General features: G+C 58.1%; 13 protein-coding genes. 6 read left to right on the top strand and 7 right to left on the bottom strand.

Annotated features, from left to right (window positions below; all coding sequences use genetic code 11):
* Positions 1-73 precede the first annotated feature (73 nt).
* The gene (locus Q674_RS23130; RefSeq protein WP_023007871.1) at positions 74-1,312 is read right to left on the bottom strand and encodes an aspartate kinase; all 1,239 of its coding nucleotides are present in this window, start codon (positions 1,310-1,312) and stop codon (positions 74-76) included.
* A gap of 105 nt (positions 1,313-1,417) precedes the next feature.
* A complete protein-coding gene (alaS, locus tag Q674_RS23135; RefSeq protein WP_011784481.1) occupies positions 1,418-4,048 on the bottom strand; it encodes an alanine--tRNA ligase in 2,631 nt (876 codons plus the stop codon).
* Between the two features lie 158 nt (positions 4,049-4,206).
* On the opposite strand from alaS, the gene Q674_RS23140 reads away from it, so the two are divergent.
* Entirely contained in the window at positions 4,207-4,743 is a 537-nt protein-coding gene (locus tag Q674_RS23140; protein WP_023007872.1) for an RDD family protein, read from the top strand.
* A gap of 8 nt (positions 4,744-4,751) precedes the next feature.
* On the opposite strand, the gene lptG is transcribed toward Q674_RS23140, so the two are convergent.
* Together lptG and lptF are read right to left on the bottom strand one after the other, a co-directional pair.
* The gene (gene lptG / locus Q674_RS23145; RefSeq protein WP_014421880.1) at positions 4,752-5,813 is read right to left on the bottom strand and encodes an LPS export ABC transporter permease LptG; all 1,062 of its coding nucleotides are present in this window, start codon (positions 5,811-5,813) and stop codon (positions 4,752-4,754) included.
* Complete coding sequence (gene lptF, locus Q674_RS23150) at positions 5,806-6,909, bottom strand: LPS export ABC transporter permease LptF (protein WP_014421881.1); 1,104 nt, start codon at positions 6,907-6,909, stop codon at positions 5,806-5,808. Before lptF ends, lptG begins: the two co-directional genes overlap by 8 nt.
* 237 nt (positions 6,910-7,146) lie before the next feature.
* Between lptF and Q674_RS23155 the strand changes: the two genes are divergently transcribed.
* The 5 genes from Q674_RS23155 (at position 7,147) to Q674_RS23175 (ending at position 13,553) form a co-directional block, all read left to right on the top strand.
* The gene (locus Q674_RS23155) at positions 7,147-8,637 is read left to right on the top strand and encodes a leucyl aminopeptidase (protein WP_031209656.1); all 1,491 of its coding nucleotides are present in this window, start codon (positions 7,147-7,149) and stop codon (positions 8,635-8,637) included.
* Positions 8,627-9,139 (top strand): DNA polymerase III subunit chi, encoded by a 513-nt coding sequence (locus Q674_RS23160; RefSeq protein ID WP_023007874.1) that lies wholly within the window; start codon positions 8,627-8,629, stop codon positions 9,137-9,139. Before Q674_RS23155 ends, Q674_RS23160 begins: the two co-directional genes overlap by 11 nt.
* Positions 9,140-9,230: 91 nt before the next feature.
* The gene (locus tag Q674_RS23165) at positions 9,231-12,083 is read left to right on the top strand and encodes a valine--tRNA ligase (protein ID WP_011784475.1); all 2,853 of its coding nucleotides are present in this window, start codon (positions 9,231-9,233) and stop codon (positions 12,081-12,083) included.
* A gap of 4 nt (positions 12,084-12,087) precedes the next feature.
* On the top strand, positions 12,088-12,972 hold the full coding sequence (locus Q674_RS23170) for a ketopantoate reductase family protein (protein ID WP_023007875.1): 885 nt from the start codon (positions 12,088-12,090) through the stop codon (positions 12,970-12,972).
* Positions 12,973-12,995: 23 nt separating this feature from the next.
* The gene (locus Q674_RS23175; protein ID WP_023007876.1) at positions 12,996-13,553 is read left to right on the top strand and encodes a cob(I)yrinic acid a,c-diamide adenosyltransferase; all 558 of its coding nucleotides are present in this window, start codon (positions 12,996-12,998) and stop codon (positions 13,551-13,553) included.
* Between the two features lie 27 nt (positions 13,554-13,580).
* Here Q674_RS23175 and Q674_RS23180 read toward each other — a convergent pair whose 3' ends face one another.
* The 3 genes from Q674_RS23180 to ampD form a co-directional block, all read right to left on the bottom strand.
* A complete protein-coding gene (locus Q674_RS23180; RefSeq protein ID WP_014421887.1) occupies positions 13,581-15,611 on the bottom strand; it encodes a methyl-accepting chemotaxis protein in 2,031 nt (676 codons plus the stop codon).
* A gap of 116 nt (positions 15,612-15,727) precedes the next feature.
* Positions 15,728-16,615 carry a histidine kinase gene (locus Q674_RS23185; protein ID WP_014421889.1) on the bottom strand — a complete coding sequence of 296 codons (888 nt, stop codon included), beginning with the start codon at positions 16,613-16,615 and terminating at the stop codon, positions 15,728-15,730.
* The gene (ampD, locus tag Q674_RS23190; RefSeq protein WP_023007878.1) at positions 16,615-17,226 is read right to left on the bottom strand and encodes a 1,6-anhydro-N-acetylmuramyl-L-alanine amidase AmpD; all 612 of its coding nucleotides are present in this window, start codon (positions 17,224-17,226) and stop codon (positions 16,615-16,617) included. The genes Q674_RS23185 and ampD overlap by 1 nt, the downstream gene beginning before the upstream one ends.
* Positions 17,227-17,231 lie beyond the last annotated feature (5 nt).

The raw sequence follows: 17,231 nt of genomic DNA on the forward strand, positions 1-17,231 counted from the left end.
ATACTTATACTTACCTGAATCCTGATAGCTATCTTCAATGACCTTGATCAGAGAGCATTTGAGACCTCCTGCCTCAGGCACTCTCCTCCACCCCGGCTTTATCCAGCTCGAACGCACTGTGCAGTGCGCGAACGGCAAGCTCGAGATACTTCTCATCAATCACCACCGAAATCTTGATTTCTGACGTGGAGATCATCTGAATATTGATGCCCTCATTGGACAGCGCTTCAAACATCTTGGTTGCAACGCCCGCATGGGAGCGCATACCCACGCCTACGATGCTGACCTTCGCGATCTTGGTATCTCCACCCACTTCACCGGCACCCAGCTCAGCGGTAACACTGCGCAACACTTCCTGGGCCCGTTTGAAATCGTTGCGATGCACCGTAAACGTAAAGGCAGTCTTGTTATCCTCGCCCACGTTCTGAACAATCATATCTACTTCGATATTAGCATCACTGACGGGCTTGAGAATCCGCAGTGCGCTGCCCGGTGTATCGGGCACACCAGAGATCGTCAGCTTGGCTTCGTCACGATTGAAAGCAATGCCGGAAACAACCGGTTGTTCCATGGCGTTCTCATCCTCAAAAGTAATCAGGGTGCCCTCGCCTTCCTGAAAGCTGGACAACACCCTTAATGGAACGTTGTATTTACCTGCAAACTCAACTGAGCGAATCTGGAGTACCTTAGAACCCAGACTAGCCATCTCGAGCATTTCTTCAAATGTAATGCGCTCCAACCGGCGGGCACTGTCCACTACCCTGGGGTCAGTTGTGTAAACACCATCTACATCAGTATAGATCTGGCATTCATCGGCTTTCAGTGCCGCCGCCAGGGCAACCGCCGTGGTGTCAGAACCGCCACGGCCGAGCGTGGTGATATTGCCGTTGTCATCAATGCCCTGGAAGCCGGCTACCACGACCACCCGACCGGCATCCAGATCTTCCCGCATGCGCTGCTCATCAATCTGCTTGATACGCGCCTTGGTATGGCTGCTGTCGGTGAGAATCCTGACCTGGGAACCGGTGTAGGACCGGGCATCGCAGCCCCGCTTCTGGAGCGCCATGGACAACAGGGCAATGGTCACCTGCTCGCCGGTGGAAACCAGAACGTCCATCTCACGGGGGGTAGGCTCATCCATAATATCGTTGGCGAGTGCAATCAAACGGTTGGTTTCACCGCTCATGGCCGAGACCACAACCACGACATCGTGCCCTTCTTTGCGGAACCGACAGACCTTGTCAGCTACCGCTTCAATCCGCTCGGTTGTCCCGACGGACGTACCACCAAATTTCTGAACCAGCAGAGCCATGTTTCCCAAACTCCGAAACGGGGTGTCACAACGGGGCTGGGCGCCCCGCCATTAAAAACAAACGGGCGGGATTATAAACCTCCGCCCGTATCAGAAAACAGTTGTTTACCCGATATTTTGCTCAACCCAGGCCGGTACACCAGCGAGGGCTTCGGCCAGACGGGATGGATCATTACCACCACCCTGGGCCATGTCGGGGCGACCGCCGCCTTTGCCATCTACCAGCGAGGCCAGATGCTTCATCAAGTCGCCAGCCTTGATGCGGTTGGTGGCGGACTTGGTAACACCGGCCACCAGCACCACCTTTCCGTCTTCAACAGTGGCCAGCACCACAACGCCCTCGCCCAGCTTGTTTTTGAGCTGATCCGCAGTTTCCATCAAGGCCTTGCGGTCAGCGCCTTCCATCTCGGAGGCCACCACCTTCAGGCCTGCCACTTCGACCGCGGAACCAGCCAGATCAGTACCCGCGGAACTCGCCAGTTTTGCTTTCAGGGCATCGACATCCTTCTCAAGCTGGCGATTGCGGTCCAGAACCTGCTTGACCTTGTCGACGACAGAATCACGGGTGCCCTTAACCAGACGTGCGGTCTCGCGCAGTGTACGCTCGGTTTCATCAACCCATTCCAGCGCACCCAACCCGGTTACAGCCTCAATACGACGAACGCCAGAGGAAATGCCGCTTTCGGAGGTAATGCGGAACAACCCGATATCGCCGGTACGGGCAACGTGAGTACCACCACACAGTTCAACAGAGTATTTGTCGGTACCCATGGTGAGCACCCGTACTACATCGCCGTACTTCTCGCCGAACAGAGCCATCGCTCCTTTTTCCTTCGCGGTATCCATATCGGTAATGTCGATATCTACCGGCGTGTTCTCCAGGATCTGTTCGTTAACCGTACGCTCGATCTCTCTCAGCTGCTCCGGCGTCACGGCTTCGAAATGGGAGAAGTCGAATCGCAGTTTGTCCGGGTCGACCAGCGAGCCCTTCTGGGTAACGTGTTCACCCAGGATATTGCGCAGAGCCGCATGCAGCAGGTGCGTAGCCGAGTGGTTGCGCTTGGTGCGCTCACGACGGGCATGATCAATCCGCGCATCCACTTCCAGCCCGGGGAACAGCTCACCTTCAATCAGGGTGCCCACATGCAGATGGTTATCCCCTTCTTTGCGGGTGTCGGTTACCTGGAAGCGGCCACCGCTCCAGGTCAGCAGGCCGGTATCACCCACCTGACCACCAGACTCCGCATAGAACGGCGTGCGCTCCAATACCACCACACACTCATCACCCGCTTCCGCGTTACGCTCCTCACCGTTGACCAGCACCGTGCGGATACGTTCATGGCCGTCGACGTGGTCATAACCGGTAAACTCGGTCTTGCCCTCAATCGTGATGCCGGCGGCATTGTAGTCGATACCAAACTTGCTGGCGGCACGAGCCCGGTCGCGCTGGGCCTCCATGGCTTTTTCGTAGCCTTCGTAATCCAGAGTCAGGCCACGCTCGCGGGCAATATCGTTGGTCAGATCGACCGGAAACCCATAGGTATCGTAAAGGGTAAACACGGTTTCACCGGGAATCTCGGTACCCTTCAGCTCCGCAATGTCCTGCTCCAGCAGGCGCAGGCCTTTGTCCAGGGTCTTGGCGAACTGCTCTTCCTCCTGCAGCAACACCTTTTCGATCTGCTTGCGACTACTCACCAGCTGCGGATAAGCCTCGCCCATCAGTTCAACCAGAGCGCCGGTAAGCTTGTAGAAAAACGGCTGGGTAGCACCGAGCTTGTTGCCGTGGCGAGCTGCGCGACGAATGATTCGGCGCAGAACAAAGCCGCGACCTTCGTTGGACGGCATCACGCCGTCGGCAATCAGGAAGGCGCAAGAACGGATATGGTCCGCCACCACGCGCAGAGACGCTTCTGTGGTGGCCGCACCACCCAGGATGTCGGATGCCGCCTTCAACAGGTCCTGGAACAGGTCGATTTCGTAGTTACTGTGAACACCCTGCAGAACCGCAGCAATCCGCTCCAGCCCCATGCCGGTGTCCACCGAGGGCTTGGGCAGGTTCAGCATCTCGCCATCGGCAGTGCGGTTGTACTGCATGAAAACCACGTTCCAGATTTCGATGTAGCGGTCGCCATCTTCTTCCGGGCTGCCGGGAGGCCCACCTGCCACATCCGGGCCGTGATCGAAGAAAATCTCGGTGCACGGGCCGCAGGGTCCGGTATCACCCATCTGCCAGAAGTTATCGGAGGCGTAGCGGGCGCCTTTGTTGTCGCCGATGCGCACAATCCGTTCCGCCGGCACACCGATTTCCTGGTTCCAGATATCAAAGGCTTCGTCGTCTTCGGCGTAAACCGTTACCCACAGCTTCTCCTGGGGCAGGTTGAGGTGCTGTTCGCCAGTCAGGAAAGTCCAGGCAAAATTAATGGCCTCGCGCTTGAAGTAATCGCCGAAGCTGAAGTTGCCAAGCATCTCGAAGAAGGTATGGTGGCGCGCTGTATAGCCCACGTTTTCCAGATCATTGTGCTTGCCGCCGGCACGCACACATTTCTGGGAGCTGGTCGCTCGTGTATAGTCGCGCTCCTCGCGGCCGAGGAAAAGATCCTTGAACTGGTTCATCCCCGCGTTGGTAAACAGCAGAGTGGGATCATCGTGGGGTACCAGTGAACTGCTGGGCACAATGGCATGCCCTTGCTGCTGGAAATATTCGAGGAATGCTTGTCGCAACTCTGCGGTTTTCATAGACCTTTGATACCTTTCGACCTGATACACCTTGCCAGACACCCGCCGAATGAACCGCCGGGTCTGAGGTTAAATGCGATTACTTACATGCGTGTGCAAATCGGCTACTCTAGCACACGCCGAGAACTTGAAAAACGTGAAAACTCACAGGAGACGCCATGCCCCGACGCTTTCATGAAGCCGATGAACTTCTGCCACCGGCGACCGGCCTGAAACGCGCCCTGGCCATTATTTACGATGGACTGATCAGTATCGCCGTGCTGCTTGTCGCCAGTTGGGTATACACCATGATTGCGGGATGGGTTACGGGCTGGGATCGCTATGAACAAATGGCCGAAGCCGGTGAAATCTCAGGAGACCCGGGGCTGACCTTCGTTCTGTTTCTGGTGCTGTATCTGTTTTTTGCCTACTTCTGGACCCGCATCGGCCAGACCCTCGGCATGCAGGTATGGCGAGTTCGCATCGAGAATCTTGATGGCACCTCCGTGAGCTGGACCCAGGCCCTGATTCGCTATGTTACCGCTGCGATCGTCGTTTTCCTGAGCATTCTCGGCGCCTACTACCTGGGCGCGCTGACGTTGCTGCTCAGCATCCCGGCCATCATCGCGTTGTTCTATCCCATCAATGGGCTGTCGCTGACCGACCGCACCTCCAACAGCGTGGTTGTTCAGGTGGCCAGGCCCGAGAAGAAATAGGTCTGGCGCTACCCCGCCCGACGCATCAGGACGGCTCCGACAATACCGTTAACAACAATCGGAGCCAGCACCGCAATCAGCGGATTAAAGCCATAAACCATACTCATCGGCCCCAGCAGATCCTGCATATACTTAAACAGCAATCCCACCAGCAGACCGGTAAATACCCGAAACCCCATGGTCACAGACCGCAGTGGCCCGAACACAAAGGAGATGGCGACCAACACCATAACCGCCGTGCCCAGAGGCATCAGTGCCTTTTTCCAGAACGCGAGCCAGTATTGCGCCGCACTCAGCCCCTGCTCTCCGAGATAGGCCGCGTAGGTATACAGGCCCGTCATCGACAGATTCTCCGGCTTCACAATCAGTACACTCAGCACGCTCGGCGACAGGCCGGTCTCCCAACGCAGTGACGCACTCACATCACGCACGGTCCGCTCCGGCTCAATGCGAGTGGAGGTCACGTTCTCCAGCAACCAGTAGTCGCCCTGGTAGATGGCACGCTCGGCGAAGCTGGCAACCCGCAATTGCCGGGCATCGTCAAACCGGAACAGCGAAACCCCATGCAACACACCGTTTGGCTGAACCGCATTCAGGTGCATGAAGGTATTGCCTTCCCGATGCCACACCCCTTCCGCGGAAGCCACGCTGCTCCCCGCACCCAAGGCCACCGCCTTGTCACTCTGGGCAATACGTTCGGTGGTCGGCGCGACATACTCACCAATCGCCACGCCGAGCAGAACCACGATCAGCGCCGGCTTCATGGCAGACCAGACAATGCGTTTGAGCGACACGCCGGCTGCCCGGATCACCGTCAGCTCCGAGGAACTGGCCATGGAGCCCAGGCCGACAAGGCAACCCATGAAGGCGCCAAGAGGCAGGTAATCGTAGATTCGCCGGGGCAAGGTCAGCGCCACATACCACAGCGCCTGCAGGGTTTGATATTCGTTGCGCGTGTCTTCCAGTTCAGCAATGAATGCAAAGATCACATCCAGCGACAACACCACAACCATAACCAGGAACATGGCGCCGCCAACGGTACGCATGACATAACCATCGATCTTATGCACGCTGGCGCCCCTCCCTCTCAAGACGACGACGGTTCAGCCACCCGGGGCCAAACTGCAGCCACAGGCCGAGCGCCAGGAACAGCGCATGCACCCAGAGCATACCCACCCATTCAGGCACCTTTTCATCCGCCAGCGCATCCCGCGCCACAATCAGTAAGCCCAGATAGGTGATGTAAACCAGCATGGCTGGCAACAGATGGAAAAACCGCCCCTGCCGGGGATTCACCCGACTGAGCCGCACGGCCAGCAAGGTGACGATGGGCACAATCAACGGTAACGATATTCGCCAGTGCAAGAGAGCCCGGTCTTCCGGATCATCCGAGTTCCAAAGCGCCAGCGTACTCAGGCCTTCCTCCAGCTCTTTGCTGCCCTCCTGGCCGCTGACAATCTTCAAACCGTAGGCTTCAAATTCAGTGACATTGTAATCAAGCTGGCCGGGAGCCCCCTGAAAACGACCACCATCCTCCAGCACCAGAAACCGGCTGCCGGTTTCCTCATCAATGAACTGGGAGCCAGACTCCGCAGTGATCAGAGTGACACCCTTACCATCCTTGTCGTACTCGGCAATAAACACCCCCTGCAACTGGCGCTTGTCGTCGCTCAGGGCTTCGGTGTAAGTCACCCGATCGCCGGAGGTAAAGTCCTGAAACCGCCCCGGGGCCAGCATTTCAAACTCGGTAGCCTTTCGCTGCTCGTTAAAGATGTGCTCCACCTGTTTCATGCCCCAGGGAGAGATGTAAAGGCTCATGGCCCCCACCACCAGCATGACCGGCAGCGCTCCAAGTAACGTTTTCGCCAGCAACTGCTTTTCACTCACACCGCAGGCGAACAACACCGTCATCTCGCTTTCGAGGTACATCCGGCCATAGGCCAGCAGAATTCCGATAAACAGGCCCAGGGGCAGAATTAATTCCAGAAACCCGGGGAAACGATACCCCATAATCGCAAACAGGACGCCGGCCGCAATCTCGCCCTCAGCAGCATCGGCCAGATACTTGATAAAACGCCCACTCATGAACACCAGCAACAGAATGCCTGACACTGCAAGCATACTGACCATGATCTGGCGAATGAGGTAACGGAAGATAATACTCAAATCAGTCTCTCTGGCGGCGCCGTCATTGGAGATGGAGGTTAAGGAGAACAGCGCGTATTCTATGTAACCTCGCCGACGAATGACAGTACGGGGCCTACACGATAAAACCATCGTAACGAAGCGGGCACCCGGCTTGATTAATAAAGGCTTTGCCCCAATCCTTATGAGCATTGCCATCAACATTCAATTCAATTGAATAAAGCATAATCTGACAACGGAGTTGCCATGAGAGTTGCCATGAATTTCAGCCTGAGCAGCAAAGCCATCACAGCCACCAAAGCCGACTGCCTGGTTATCGGCCTGCCTGAGAAAGGCGAGTGGCCAGAATCCACCAAAGCGGCAGACGACGCGCTGGGCGGACTGATCAAGCAACTCGAGAAAGCCGGCGACCTGACCGGCAAGAACGCCTCCGTGAATACCCTGCCCCTGGTGGATCAACCCTGGCAGCGCGTTGTGGTAATTGGCACCGGCAAAGATGCAGACCGCACAGCCACAGCCTATCGTAAGAGCCTGATTGCCATGACCGGCGCATTGAAAGATGGCCCCTCCAAAAGTGCACTGATCAGCCTGACCGATACTGCGGTTCAGGGCGAAGCTGCGGTCAGCTCTGAAGAAGCCCGGCTAAACCTGATTGGCCGGATTCTGGAAGACCAGCTCTACACCTTCACCGAATTCAAAAGCGACAAGCCTGCCGCCCGCAAACTGAAAAAAGTTGTGGTACAGGCATCCGGCGCCGGCAAGTCCCTGAAAGATGCTTTCAACCTTGGCCTGGCCACCGGCCGCGGCATGAACTACACCAAAGACCTGGGCAACACTCCACCCAACATCTGCCACCCGGTCTGGCTTGCCGAACAGGCCAAGGCCATGGCCAAAGACTACGACTCCATCCAGACCGAAGTTCTGGACGAGAAGCAGATGGAAAAACTGGGCATGAACACCATCCTGGCCGTAGGCAAAGGTTCCAAGCAGCCTCCGCGCCTGATCGTGATGGAATACCGTGGCGGCAAGGCCAAAGACAAGCCCTACGTACTGGTGGGGAAAGGCATCACCTTCGACACCGGCGGCATCAGCCTCAAGCCGGGCGAGGGCATGGACGAAATGAAATACGATATGGGCGGTTCTGCCAGCGTTTTCGGCACCATGAAAGTCCTGGCTGAAACCAAACCCAAGATCAACGTGGTTGCCGTGATCGCTGCCGCTGAAAACATGCCAGACGGCGGCGCCTCCCGCCCCGGCGATATCGTCAAAACCCTGAGCGGCATGACCGTCGAAATCCTCAACACGGACGCCGAAGGCCGCCTGGTGCTGTGCGACGCCCTCACCTACGTGAAGAAATTTGACCCGGCAGCCGTGGTCGACATGGCCACCCTCACCGGCGCCTGCATTATCGCCCTGGGCAGTCACGCCACTGGCCTGTTGTCCAACAACGACGAGCTTGCGAACGAACTGCTCGCCGCCGGCGAACGCACCGGCGACCGCGCCTGGCGCCTGCCTCTGTGGGACGAATACCAGAGCCAGCTCGACAGCAACTTCGCAGACATGGCCAACATTGGCGGCCGCCCCGCGGGCACCATTACCGCCGCCTGCTTCCTGAGCCGCTTCGCCAAGGACTACCGCTGGGCCCACCTGGATATCGCGGGCACCGCCTGGAACTCCGGCAAAGCCAAAGGCGCCACCGGCCGCCCGGTCCCCCTGCTGGTCGACTACCTGATGACCCATGCAGGATAACCAGCCAAACCCTTCCCCGGAGCCCGGCAGCCTCGCTGCCGGCCCCTCCGGCCGGGACGATAAAAACCAGCGCTACTGGTTCCACATCCTCGCCCAGAACACCCACGCCGCCCGCAACCTCCACGCCGCCAAACTCGTGGACAAAGCCTGGCAGCAGGGCGACCGTGTGTGCGTTCTTTGTGACACCGAAGAACAGGCCGTGGAACTCGACGACCTGCTGTGGAACTTCACCCCCGAAGCCTTCATCCCCCACAGTATCGCCCAAGACCCAACCACCCCCTGCACCGATCCTGTCGGCATCCTGCTCTACCCGCCAGCCGCGGTGGACTGGGATACCGTGATCGTCTTGTCCTCAACCCTGCCTGAAGACGCTGACCAATACCGCCGCCTGGCCCTGGTGGCCCACAATGACCCGGCGGTATTGAACCAGGCGCGGAGGCATTACAAGCAGTTGCGGGCACTGGGCATTGAAGCTCGGGTGCATGATATGCGGAAACGCTAGCCAGGTTCGCCGCGATCAAGACGACCATGTATAATCGTCCGATTCAGAATTTCCCTATGTGAATCAACCAAAACGGTCACTGCATAATCCCATGGAAAAAACCTACCAGCCAGAAAACATCGAGCGCCAGTGGTACGAAAACTGGGAATCCAAAGGCTATTTCCGCCCCAGCGGCGAAGGCGACTCCTACAGCATCGCCATCCCGCCACCCAACGTGACCGGCAGCCTGCACATGGGCCATGCCTTCCAGCACACCATCATGGACACCCTCACCCGCTTCAAGCGCATGCAGGGTCGTAACGCACTGTGGACCGTCGGCACCGATCATGCCGGCATCGCCACCCAGATGGTCGTCGAACGCAAACTGGCTGCAGAAGAAGACAAAACCCGCCACGATCTCGGCCGGGAAGAATTCATCAAGCGCATCTGGGACTGGAAAGAACACTCCGGCGGTACCATCACCCGCCAGATGCGTCGCCTGGGCAACTCCGTGGACTGGAGCAACGAACGCTTCACCATGGACGATGGCTTCTACAAAGCCGTACAGGAAGTCTTTATCCGCCTGTACGATGAAGGCCTGGTGTACCGCGGCAAACGGCTGGTGAACTGGGATCCGAAGCTGCACACCGCTATCTCTGATCTGGAAGTTGAAAACAAGGAAGAAAAGGGCTATTTCTGGCACCTGCGCTACCCGCTGGCCGACGGCCAGAAAACCCAGGACGGCAAAGACTACGTCATCGTCGCCACCACCCGCCCGGAAACCATGCTGGGTGACACCGCCGTAGCCGTCCACCCGGACGATGAGCGCTACCAGCATCTGATTGGCCAGCACGTTCTGCTGCCGCTGGTTAACCGCCGCATTCCCATCGTGGCCGACCACCACGCCGATCCGGAAAAAGGTTCCGGCTGCGTGAAGATCACCCCCGCTCACGACTTCAACGATTACGCCGTAGGCAAACGCAACAACCTGCCCATGATCAACGTCATGACGCAGGACGCCAACATTCGTGAAATCGCCGAAGTCTTCAATGCGGACGGCACCGAAAATTCCGAGATTAACAGCGCCCTCCCGGCCGCCTATGCCGGCCTGAGCCGGGAAGCAGCCCGCAAGCAGATTGTTGCCGACATGGAACTGGCAGGCCTGGTCGAGAAAATCGAAGACCACGTGCTGAGCGTACCCCGCGGCGATCGCTCCGGGCTGATTATCGAGCCGATGCTGACGGATCAGTGGTTTGCCGACGCCAAGACTCTGGCCAAACCGGCTATTGAAGCGGTAGAAGACGGTCGCATCCAGTTCGTACCCAAACAGTACGAGAACATGTACTTCGCCTGGATGCGCGACATCCAGGACTGGTGCATCTCCCGCCAGCTCTGGTGGGGGCACCGGATTCCTGCCTGGTATGACGCTGAAGGCAATATCTATGTGGGCCGGAGCGAGGCTGAGGTTCGCAGCAAACATCAGCTCCCGGACACACTGGAACTCAAGCAGGACGACGATGTACTGGACACCTGGTTCAGCTCCGCCCTGTGGACCTTCGGCACTCTGGGCTGGCCGGAAATCACCGAACGGCTGAAGACCTTCCACCCCACCGACGTGCTGGTGACCGGTTTCGATATCATCTTCTTCTGGGTTGCCCGGATGATCATGATGACCATGCACTTCATGAAAAATGAAGACGGCACCCCACAGGTACCCTTCCATACCGTGTATGTCACCGGTCTGATCCGGGACGAGCACGGCGACAAGATGTCCAAGTCCAAGGGTAACGTGATCGACCCGCTGGATATGATCGACGGCATCAGCCTGCCGGACCTGCTGGAAAAACGCACCGGCAACCTGATGCAGCCCAAGCTTGCCGAGAAAATCGGCAAGCGCACCGAGAAGGAATTTCCGGAAGGCATCGCCGCCCACGGTACTGACGCCCTGCGTTTCACCCTCGCAGCCATGGCGACCACCGGCCGTGACATCAACTGGGATATGAAGCGCCTGGAAGGCTACCGCAACTTCTGCAACAAGCTGTGGAATGCCGCCCGCTACGTGCTGATGAACACGGAAGGCGAAGACTGCGGCGTAAACAATGAGCCGGTGGAACTGTCCCTGGCAGACCGCTGGATCATCAGCGAACTGCAGCACTGCGAGCAGGAGGTGATCCGCCACCTGGACCAGTACCGCTTTGACCTGGCGGCCTACGCCCTGTACGAGTTCATCTGGAACGAATACTGCGACTGGTACCTGGAACTGTCCAAACCAGCCCTGAGCGATGACAGCGCCAGTGCCGAAGCCAAACGGGGCACCCGTCGTACCCTGGTACGCGTACTCGAAGCCGTACTCCGCCTGGCGCATCCGATCATGCCGTTCATCACGGAAGAAATCTGGCAACGTATTGCACCGCTGGCCGGCAAGCAGGGCGACAGCATCATGCTGCAGCCCTACCCGCAGCCGGATGCCAGCAAGCAGGATGCCGCCGTGGCCGCCGATATCGAGTGGCTTAAAGGCGTGATTGTAGCGGTGCGTAATATCCGCGGCGAGATGAACATCTCCCCGGGTAAGCAGGTACCGGTACTTCTGAAAGGCGGCAACGCCGACGATCAGCGCCGCCTGAACGACAACCGCCAATTCCTCATTTCCCTGGCCAAACTTGAGAAGCTGGAATGGTTCGAGGGCGACAAAGCTCCCATGAGCGCCACCCAACTGGTAGGCGAAATGGAAGTGCTGGTGCCCATGGCCGGCCTGATCGACAAGGACGCCGAACTCAAGCGCCTGGACAAGGAGCTGGAACGCCTGAACAAGGAAATCGGTCGCCTGGAAGGCAAGCTGAACAACGAAAAGTTCACCGCCAAGGCCCCAGCCGAAGTCGTAGAGAAGGAAAAAGAGAAGCTGAAGGATGCCCAGGGCAGCCTGCAGCGGCTCAGTGCGCAACGGGCAGAAATCGAGGCCATGTAAGGCCATGATCGCCATCCTCGGTGCCGGCTCCCTGGGCCGGCTCTGGGCCGCAACGCTACCTGGCGGGCAGGTAGCGTTTGTGCCCCGCCCGGGGCAGGCCCCAGACCCCGTCTGTTATCGCTTTCAGTCCATTGACGGCGAATCAGCCAATGCCATTATTCCCTGGCTACAACCCGGCCAGTCTCCTGATCTGATCCTGGTGACAACCAAAGCCGGCGACACCCTCGAAGCCCTCAAGGCGGCCCTGCCCTCCATTGCCAAACAGACTCCCATTGTGTTGTTCCAAAACGGCCTGGGGAGCCAGCAGCAGGTCACCGAAACATGGCCGGACCGGCCGGTACTGGCCGCATCCACGACCGAAGGCGCAAACCGGCCCGCCCCCGGGCTGACCGTTCACGCTGGCCGCGGCACTACCTGGGTCGGCGCCCTGAACCCGGCGGGGAATCCATTGGTCGAAAGGGTTGCCCAACAGCTCGCCAGCAGCGGCCTCATGGTCCACCCTGAACACGATATACTCGCCAGGCTCTGGCAAAAACTGGTGATCAACGCCGGCATAAACGCCTTTACGGCCATTCTGGATTGCCCCAACGGAGAGATCCTGACACAACCGTTTTACCTGCAATGGATTGCCCCCTTGTGCGAGGAGATCAGCCGCCTGCTCCCTGCCGCCGGACAACCGCAACAAGCCCCGGAAAACCTGCGCGAGACTATTGAGGCTGTCGCCCGCAAAACCGCCGCCAACACGTCTTCCATGCGGGCTGATGTAAAGGCAGGCAGAACCACGGAAATCGACTTCATTAACGGTTACCTGGCGCGGCTCGGCCATCAACATGGCATACCGGTACAGGTGAACCAAATGCTCGCCGAACAGGTACAACAACTGAACTGACTTTTACCAGAGGGAGCAAGACCATGGGCAATCGCCTGTCGAAGATCTACACCCGAACCGGAGACGACGGTTCTACCGGCCTGGCCGATGGCAACCGTATCGCCAAAAATGCCCAGCGAGTGGAAGCCATGGGTATGGCAGATGAGCTGAATTGCCATATCGGCGTTTTGATTGAGACGCTTCCCTCTGGTGACAGTCTGATCGATACCTTCCGGCGCATTCAGCATCACCTGTTTGATCTGGGCGGCGAATTTGCCATCCCGGGCAGCAAGGTGATCAGCGACAATCACATTGAGTGGCTGGAGCAGACTCTGGACGAGTACAACACCGACCTGCCGCCGCTAAAAAACTTCATCCTGCCCGGGGGCTGCCCTGCCGCAGCACAATGTCATCTGGCACGGGCGGTCTGTCGCCGGGCCGAGCGCGTGGTGGTGGCCCTTGGCCACGAGGACTCCATCAATACTGCCTCGCGTCACTACCTGAACCGGTTATCCGATCTGCTGTTTGTCATCGCCCGGGTGCTGGCTCGCCGGGATGGCAGCCAGGAGATTCTCTGGGAGCAAAAAAAATCCGGCCTCTGAGGCCGGATTTTTCACAACAACCACAGATTACACCTTGAATGCTTCCACCAGGCGCTGAAGCGACGCGGTAAGCTCCGACATCTGTCTGGACGAAGCCAGAGTCTCTTCGGCGTTGGAGGCAGTGCTCTGGCCAAATTCGCCAATGCGCTCCACGTTGGCATTCACGTTCCTGGCCACGGCCGACTGTTCCTCCGCCGCCTGGGCAATCTGATGGCTCATATCAACGATCTCGGAAATGCCCGAGGCGATCCGATCCAGCGCTTCGGTCACTTCACCAGACTTCTGTACCGTCTTCTCCGTGGCATCGTGACTTGAGGTCATGGCAGATACCGCTTCTTTTACACCACCCTGAAGCCGGGAGATCATGCCTTCAATTTCCTCAGTGGACTTGTGGGTACGCTGAGACAATGAACGAACCTCATCCGCCACCACCGCAAAGCCACGCCCCTGTTCTCCCGCCCTCGCTGCCTCGATGGCCGCGTTCAGCGCCAGCAGGTTGGTCTGCTCGGCAATTGCTTTAATCTCAACCAGAACCTGACTGATATTGTCACTGTCCGCACTCACCCGGTTGATGACATCAACGGCGCCTGCAATCTCCGTAGCCAGCCGGTTAATGGTCGCCACCGTATCGGCCACCACTTCCCGACCCTTCTCGGTATCTTTCTCGGCATTCCCCGCACTATCCGCCACCCGGTGCGCACTCTCCGTGACTTCATTGACCGCTTCCACCATCTGGCCCATGGCCTCGTTGATCTGCCCGGTCTCTTCCATCTGTCGGGCCACGGCCTGACTGTTCGCCGAAGCGGTGTCATTCACCCGGACCGCCTGCTGATCAACATCTGCTGTTGTAGAGCCCACCGACCGGACAAGCTCAGCAATACGATCGGTCATGTTGTTGAACTCAGAGGTGAGCTCACCCAGTTCGTCCCGGTTGTTCAACCGGATATGGGTGGTCATATCGCCGGCGGCCACATTTCTTGCAGCTTCGCTGAACCGGTTGATGGCAATCCGCACAGACATAAAGAAGCCCACATAGAGGTAGACCACTACCAGCATCACAGCAATCAGCGCCACCAGAATCAGGGTGCGCTGCCCGGTCTGGCGAGCCAGGCGATCCTCAAGATTACCGGCAACCACATCGAAGATACGATCGCTGAGGGTATCGTAATATCCCATCTGCGCCGATACGGTCTCGTCAAATTCCTGCCAGGGCAGCTCCAGGCGCATAGGCGTGATGACATTCAGGTCCAGCTCATCACGGACTGTCATCAGACTCTCTTCCGTGCGGGTCAGTGCACCGCTCGCACTCTCTGCCAGCTGGGGCGACGCCTCCACAGCAACGGAAAGGGCCGGCGAAAGCAGCGAACTGCGGTTGGTCAACTGATCGTAGATTTCATTCAGGGTTTCGCTGAGTGCATAGCCCACCTGACCTTCCACCAGCGCAAAAATACCGTATGAACGGGCGCGGCCAACAACAGTGCGAGACTCAGGCAACGCAGAACGCACCAGCCCTAACAGCAGCAGGTTTTCCCGGGACGCATCCTGACCCAATCCGCTGATTTCAATGGTCGCCGGCAGCAAGGCCATCACCTTCTGCACAAACTCCTGGTAGTACTTGAACTGGGGGTCAATGTTGCCCTGATAGTTATCGTTGGCTTTGAGCGTCTCCCATTCTTCTCTTACAACCAGGATCTGCTCCTGCCAGGAGCCGGAGGTGTCAAAAGAACGCTGTGGTTCGGCGAGATCTGCCAACAGGGCATCCATGCGACTGGCCGCTTCGTTGGCTTTTTCGAGCAAGGGCTGTTCGTCTTTCAGAATGCCGGGGGCCTGATAGTCACGGTAATCCATCGCCGCCACCAGCAGGCGCTCCACCTTCTGGAGTTCTGCAAGACCTTCAATGCCGCGGGTCATGGTCTGAACCGACTGGTTAAGCCCGGAAATCACCAACCAGGAAAGCACGATGATAGGGCCAAGAAAGAGAATGCTGATGAGGCTGAATTTGTAAACCATGGGCAGCCGATTCATCAGTGCTACAGCCGGATTGATTATATAGTTCACAGAGCCCTCGCTGCTTCTAACAACTGAATCTTTATTCTTTTGTTTGATTATCGCCCGTTGCCGGAAAAACTTAATCACTATTTAGTGTTATTCTGTAATCCGTTTTTGCTTTCCGGCTAGGCCATGCCTGCGATCACCAGCAATGCAAGCGCACATATCCACACCAGCATGCTCCGGTTGAGGAGGTCCCTTATAGCGCTGAGGCTCCGCCCGCCAAAATCGGGCCACTCTTCCGGGTGCAACTCCGAAAAGCGCGCAGGATCAAGTGCATATCCAGTTAACGACCCGTTGGCGGAAATCATTAGCACATCCGCGGTCTTTTTCCCGAATCCCGGGAATACCTTGCGTATTTCCCGGGACCAGCCGGCCAGGTCACCGGCGAGCCCGAATGTGCATGACAGCAAGCGGGAAGGAATCCAGCCGATAAGCCGGGCTGCCCGCTGATAGCGTTCCCGCGCGGCCGCCTGCGGCCATTGGCCCGCCAGAGCTACAAGCCCTCGAGCCAGAAAAGCCAGCGCTATGCCGCCGACGGCATACCAGAAAACCACCAGGAAGAAACGCTCGAAAACCGAGACCATCAGCGCCCGCGACACCGACAGGTGCATGGCTTCTGGCGATAGCGCTGCTCCTCTTTCGGAGGCGGGCAGGCGCTCTTGAACATGGTGCCAGGCAGCCTGCATATCTCCGCGCCGCCAGGCATCGGAATAGGCTCGCAGCACCTTGCGCCAGCCCGGCGCTCCCATCAGTACCACCATCAGCACCAGTTCAAGCGGATACAGGGCATAGCGGTAGCCCGCCTCACTGGACAGCGCCCACGCGCCAGCGAGCGCCAGAGAAGGTAACACAACCAGCAGCGCCCCTCTCCAGACTGACCGCTCCTGACCCGCTTCTACCCGGCCCCAACGATGAAACCAGTTACGCCAGACCTCATCGCCAGCCAGGTGATCGGCGCGGTCCAGCCTGCGGCGAATCACGTACGCAATCAGAAAAACAACCAACGACATCAGGCCATCTCCTCGTTCGACAGCAGTGTCTGGAAGCGAGACCACTCAAACGCGGGCCCTGGATCGGTTTTTCGGCCCGGAGCAATATCACTGTGGCCGGCAATGCGACCCGGCGTGATTTCCGGCCAGGCTGTCATTGCCAGGAGCGCCAGACGCGCCAGCGCACGGTACTGATCATCGGTATAGGGAACGTCATCCGCACCTTCGAGCTCGATACCAATGGAGTAGTCGTTGCACTCCTCCTTACCCTGAAAACTGGAACGGCCAGCATGCCATGCCCTGTCCAGACAGCTGACAAACTGAATAACGGAACCATCCCGGCGAATCAACGCGTGTGCAGACACCTTCAGCTCTGCGATCGTTTCAAAATAGGGGTGGGCAGCAGTATCCAGACAGTTACAGAAAAAATTCTCGATGTGCGGGCCGCCAAACTGTTCCGGCGGCAGGCTGATGTTGTGAACCACCAGCAGTGAGATAGAGGAACCGTCCGGGCGGGGACCAAAATTGGGCGACGGACACCAGCGCACGCCGGGGAACCGGCCACTGGAACGCAAAAGTGCTGCCGCATCTTTCAGGGAGTGTGGGTGATGATCGTTCTGGATACTAGACAACGTGT

Source organism: Marinobacter sp. EVN1 (assembly GCF_000475375.1).
Taxonomy (GTDB): Bacteria; Pseudomonadota; Gammaproteobacteria; order Pseudomonadales; family Oleiphilaceae; genus Marinobacter; species Marinobacter nauticus.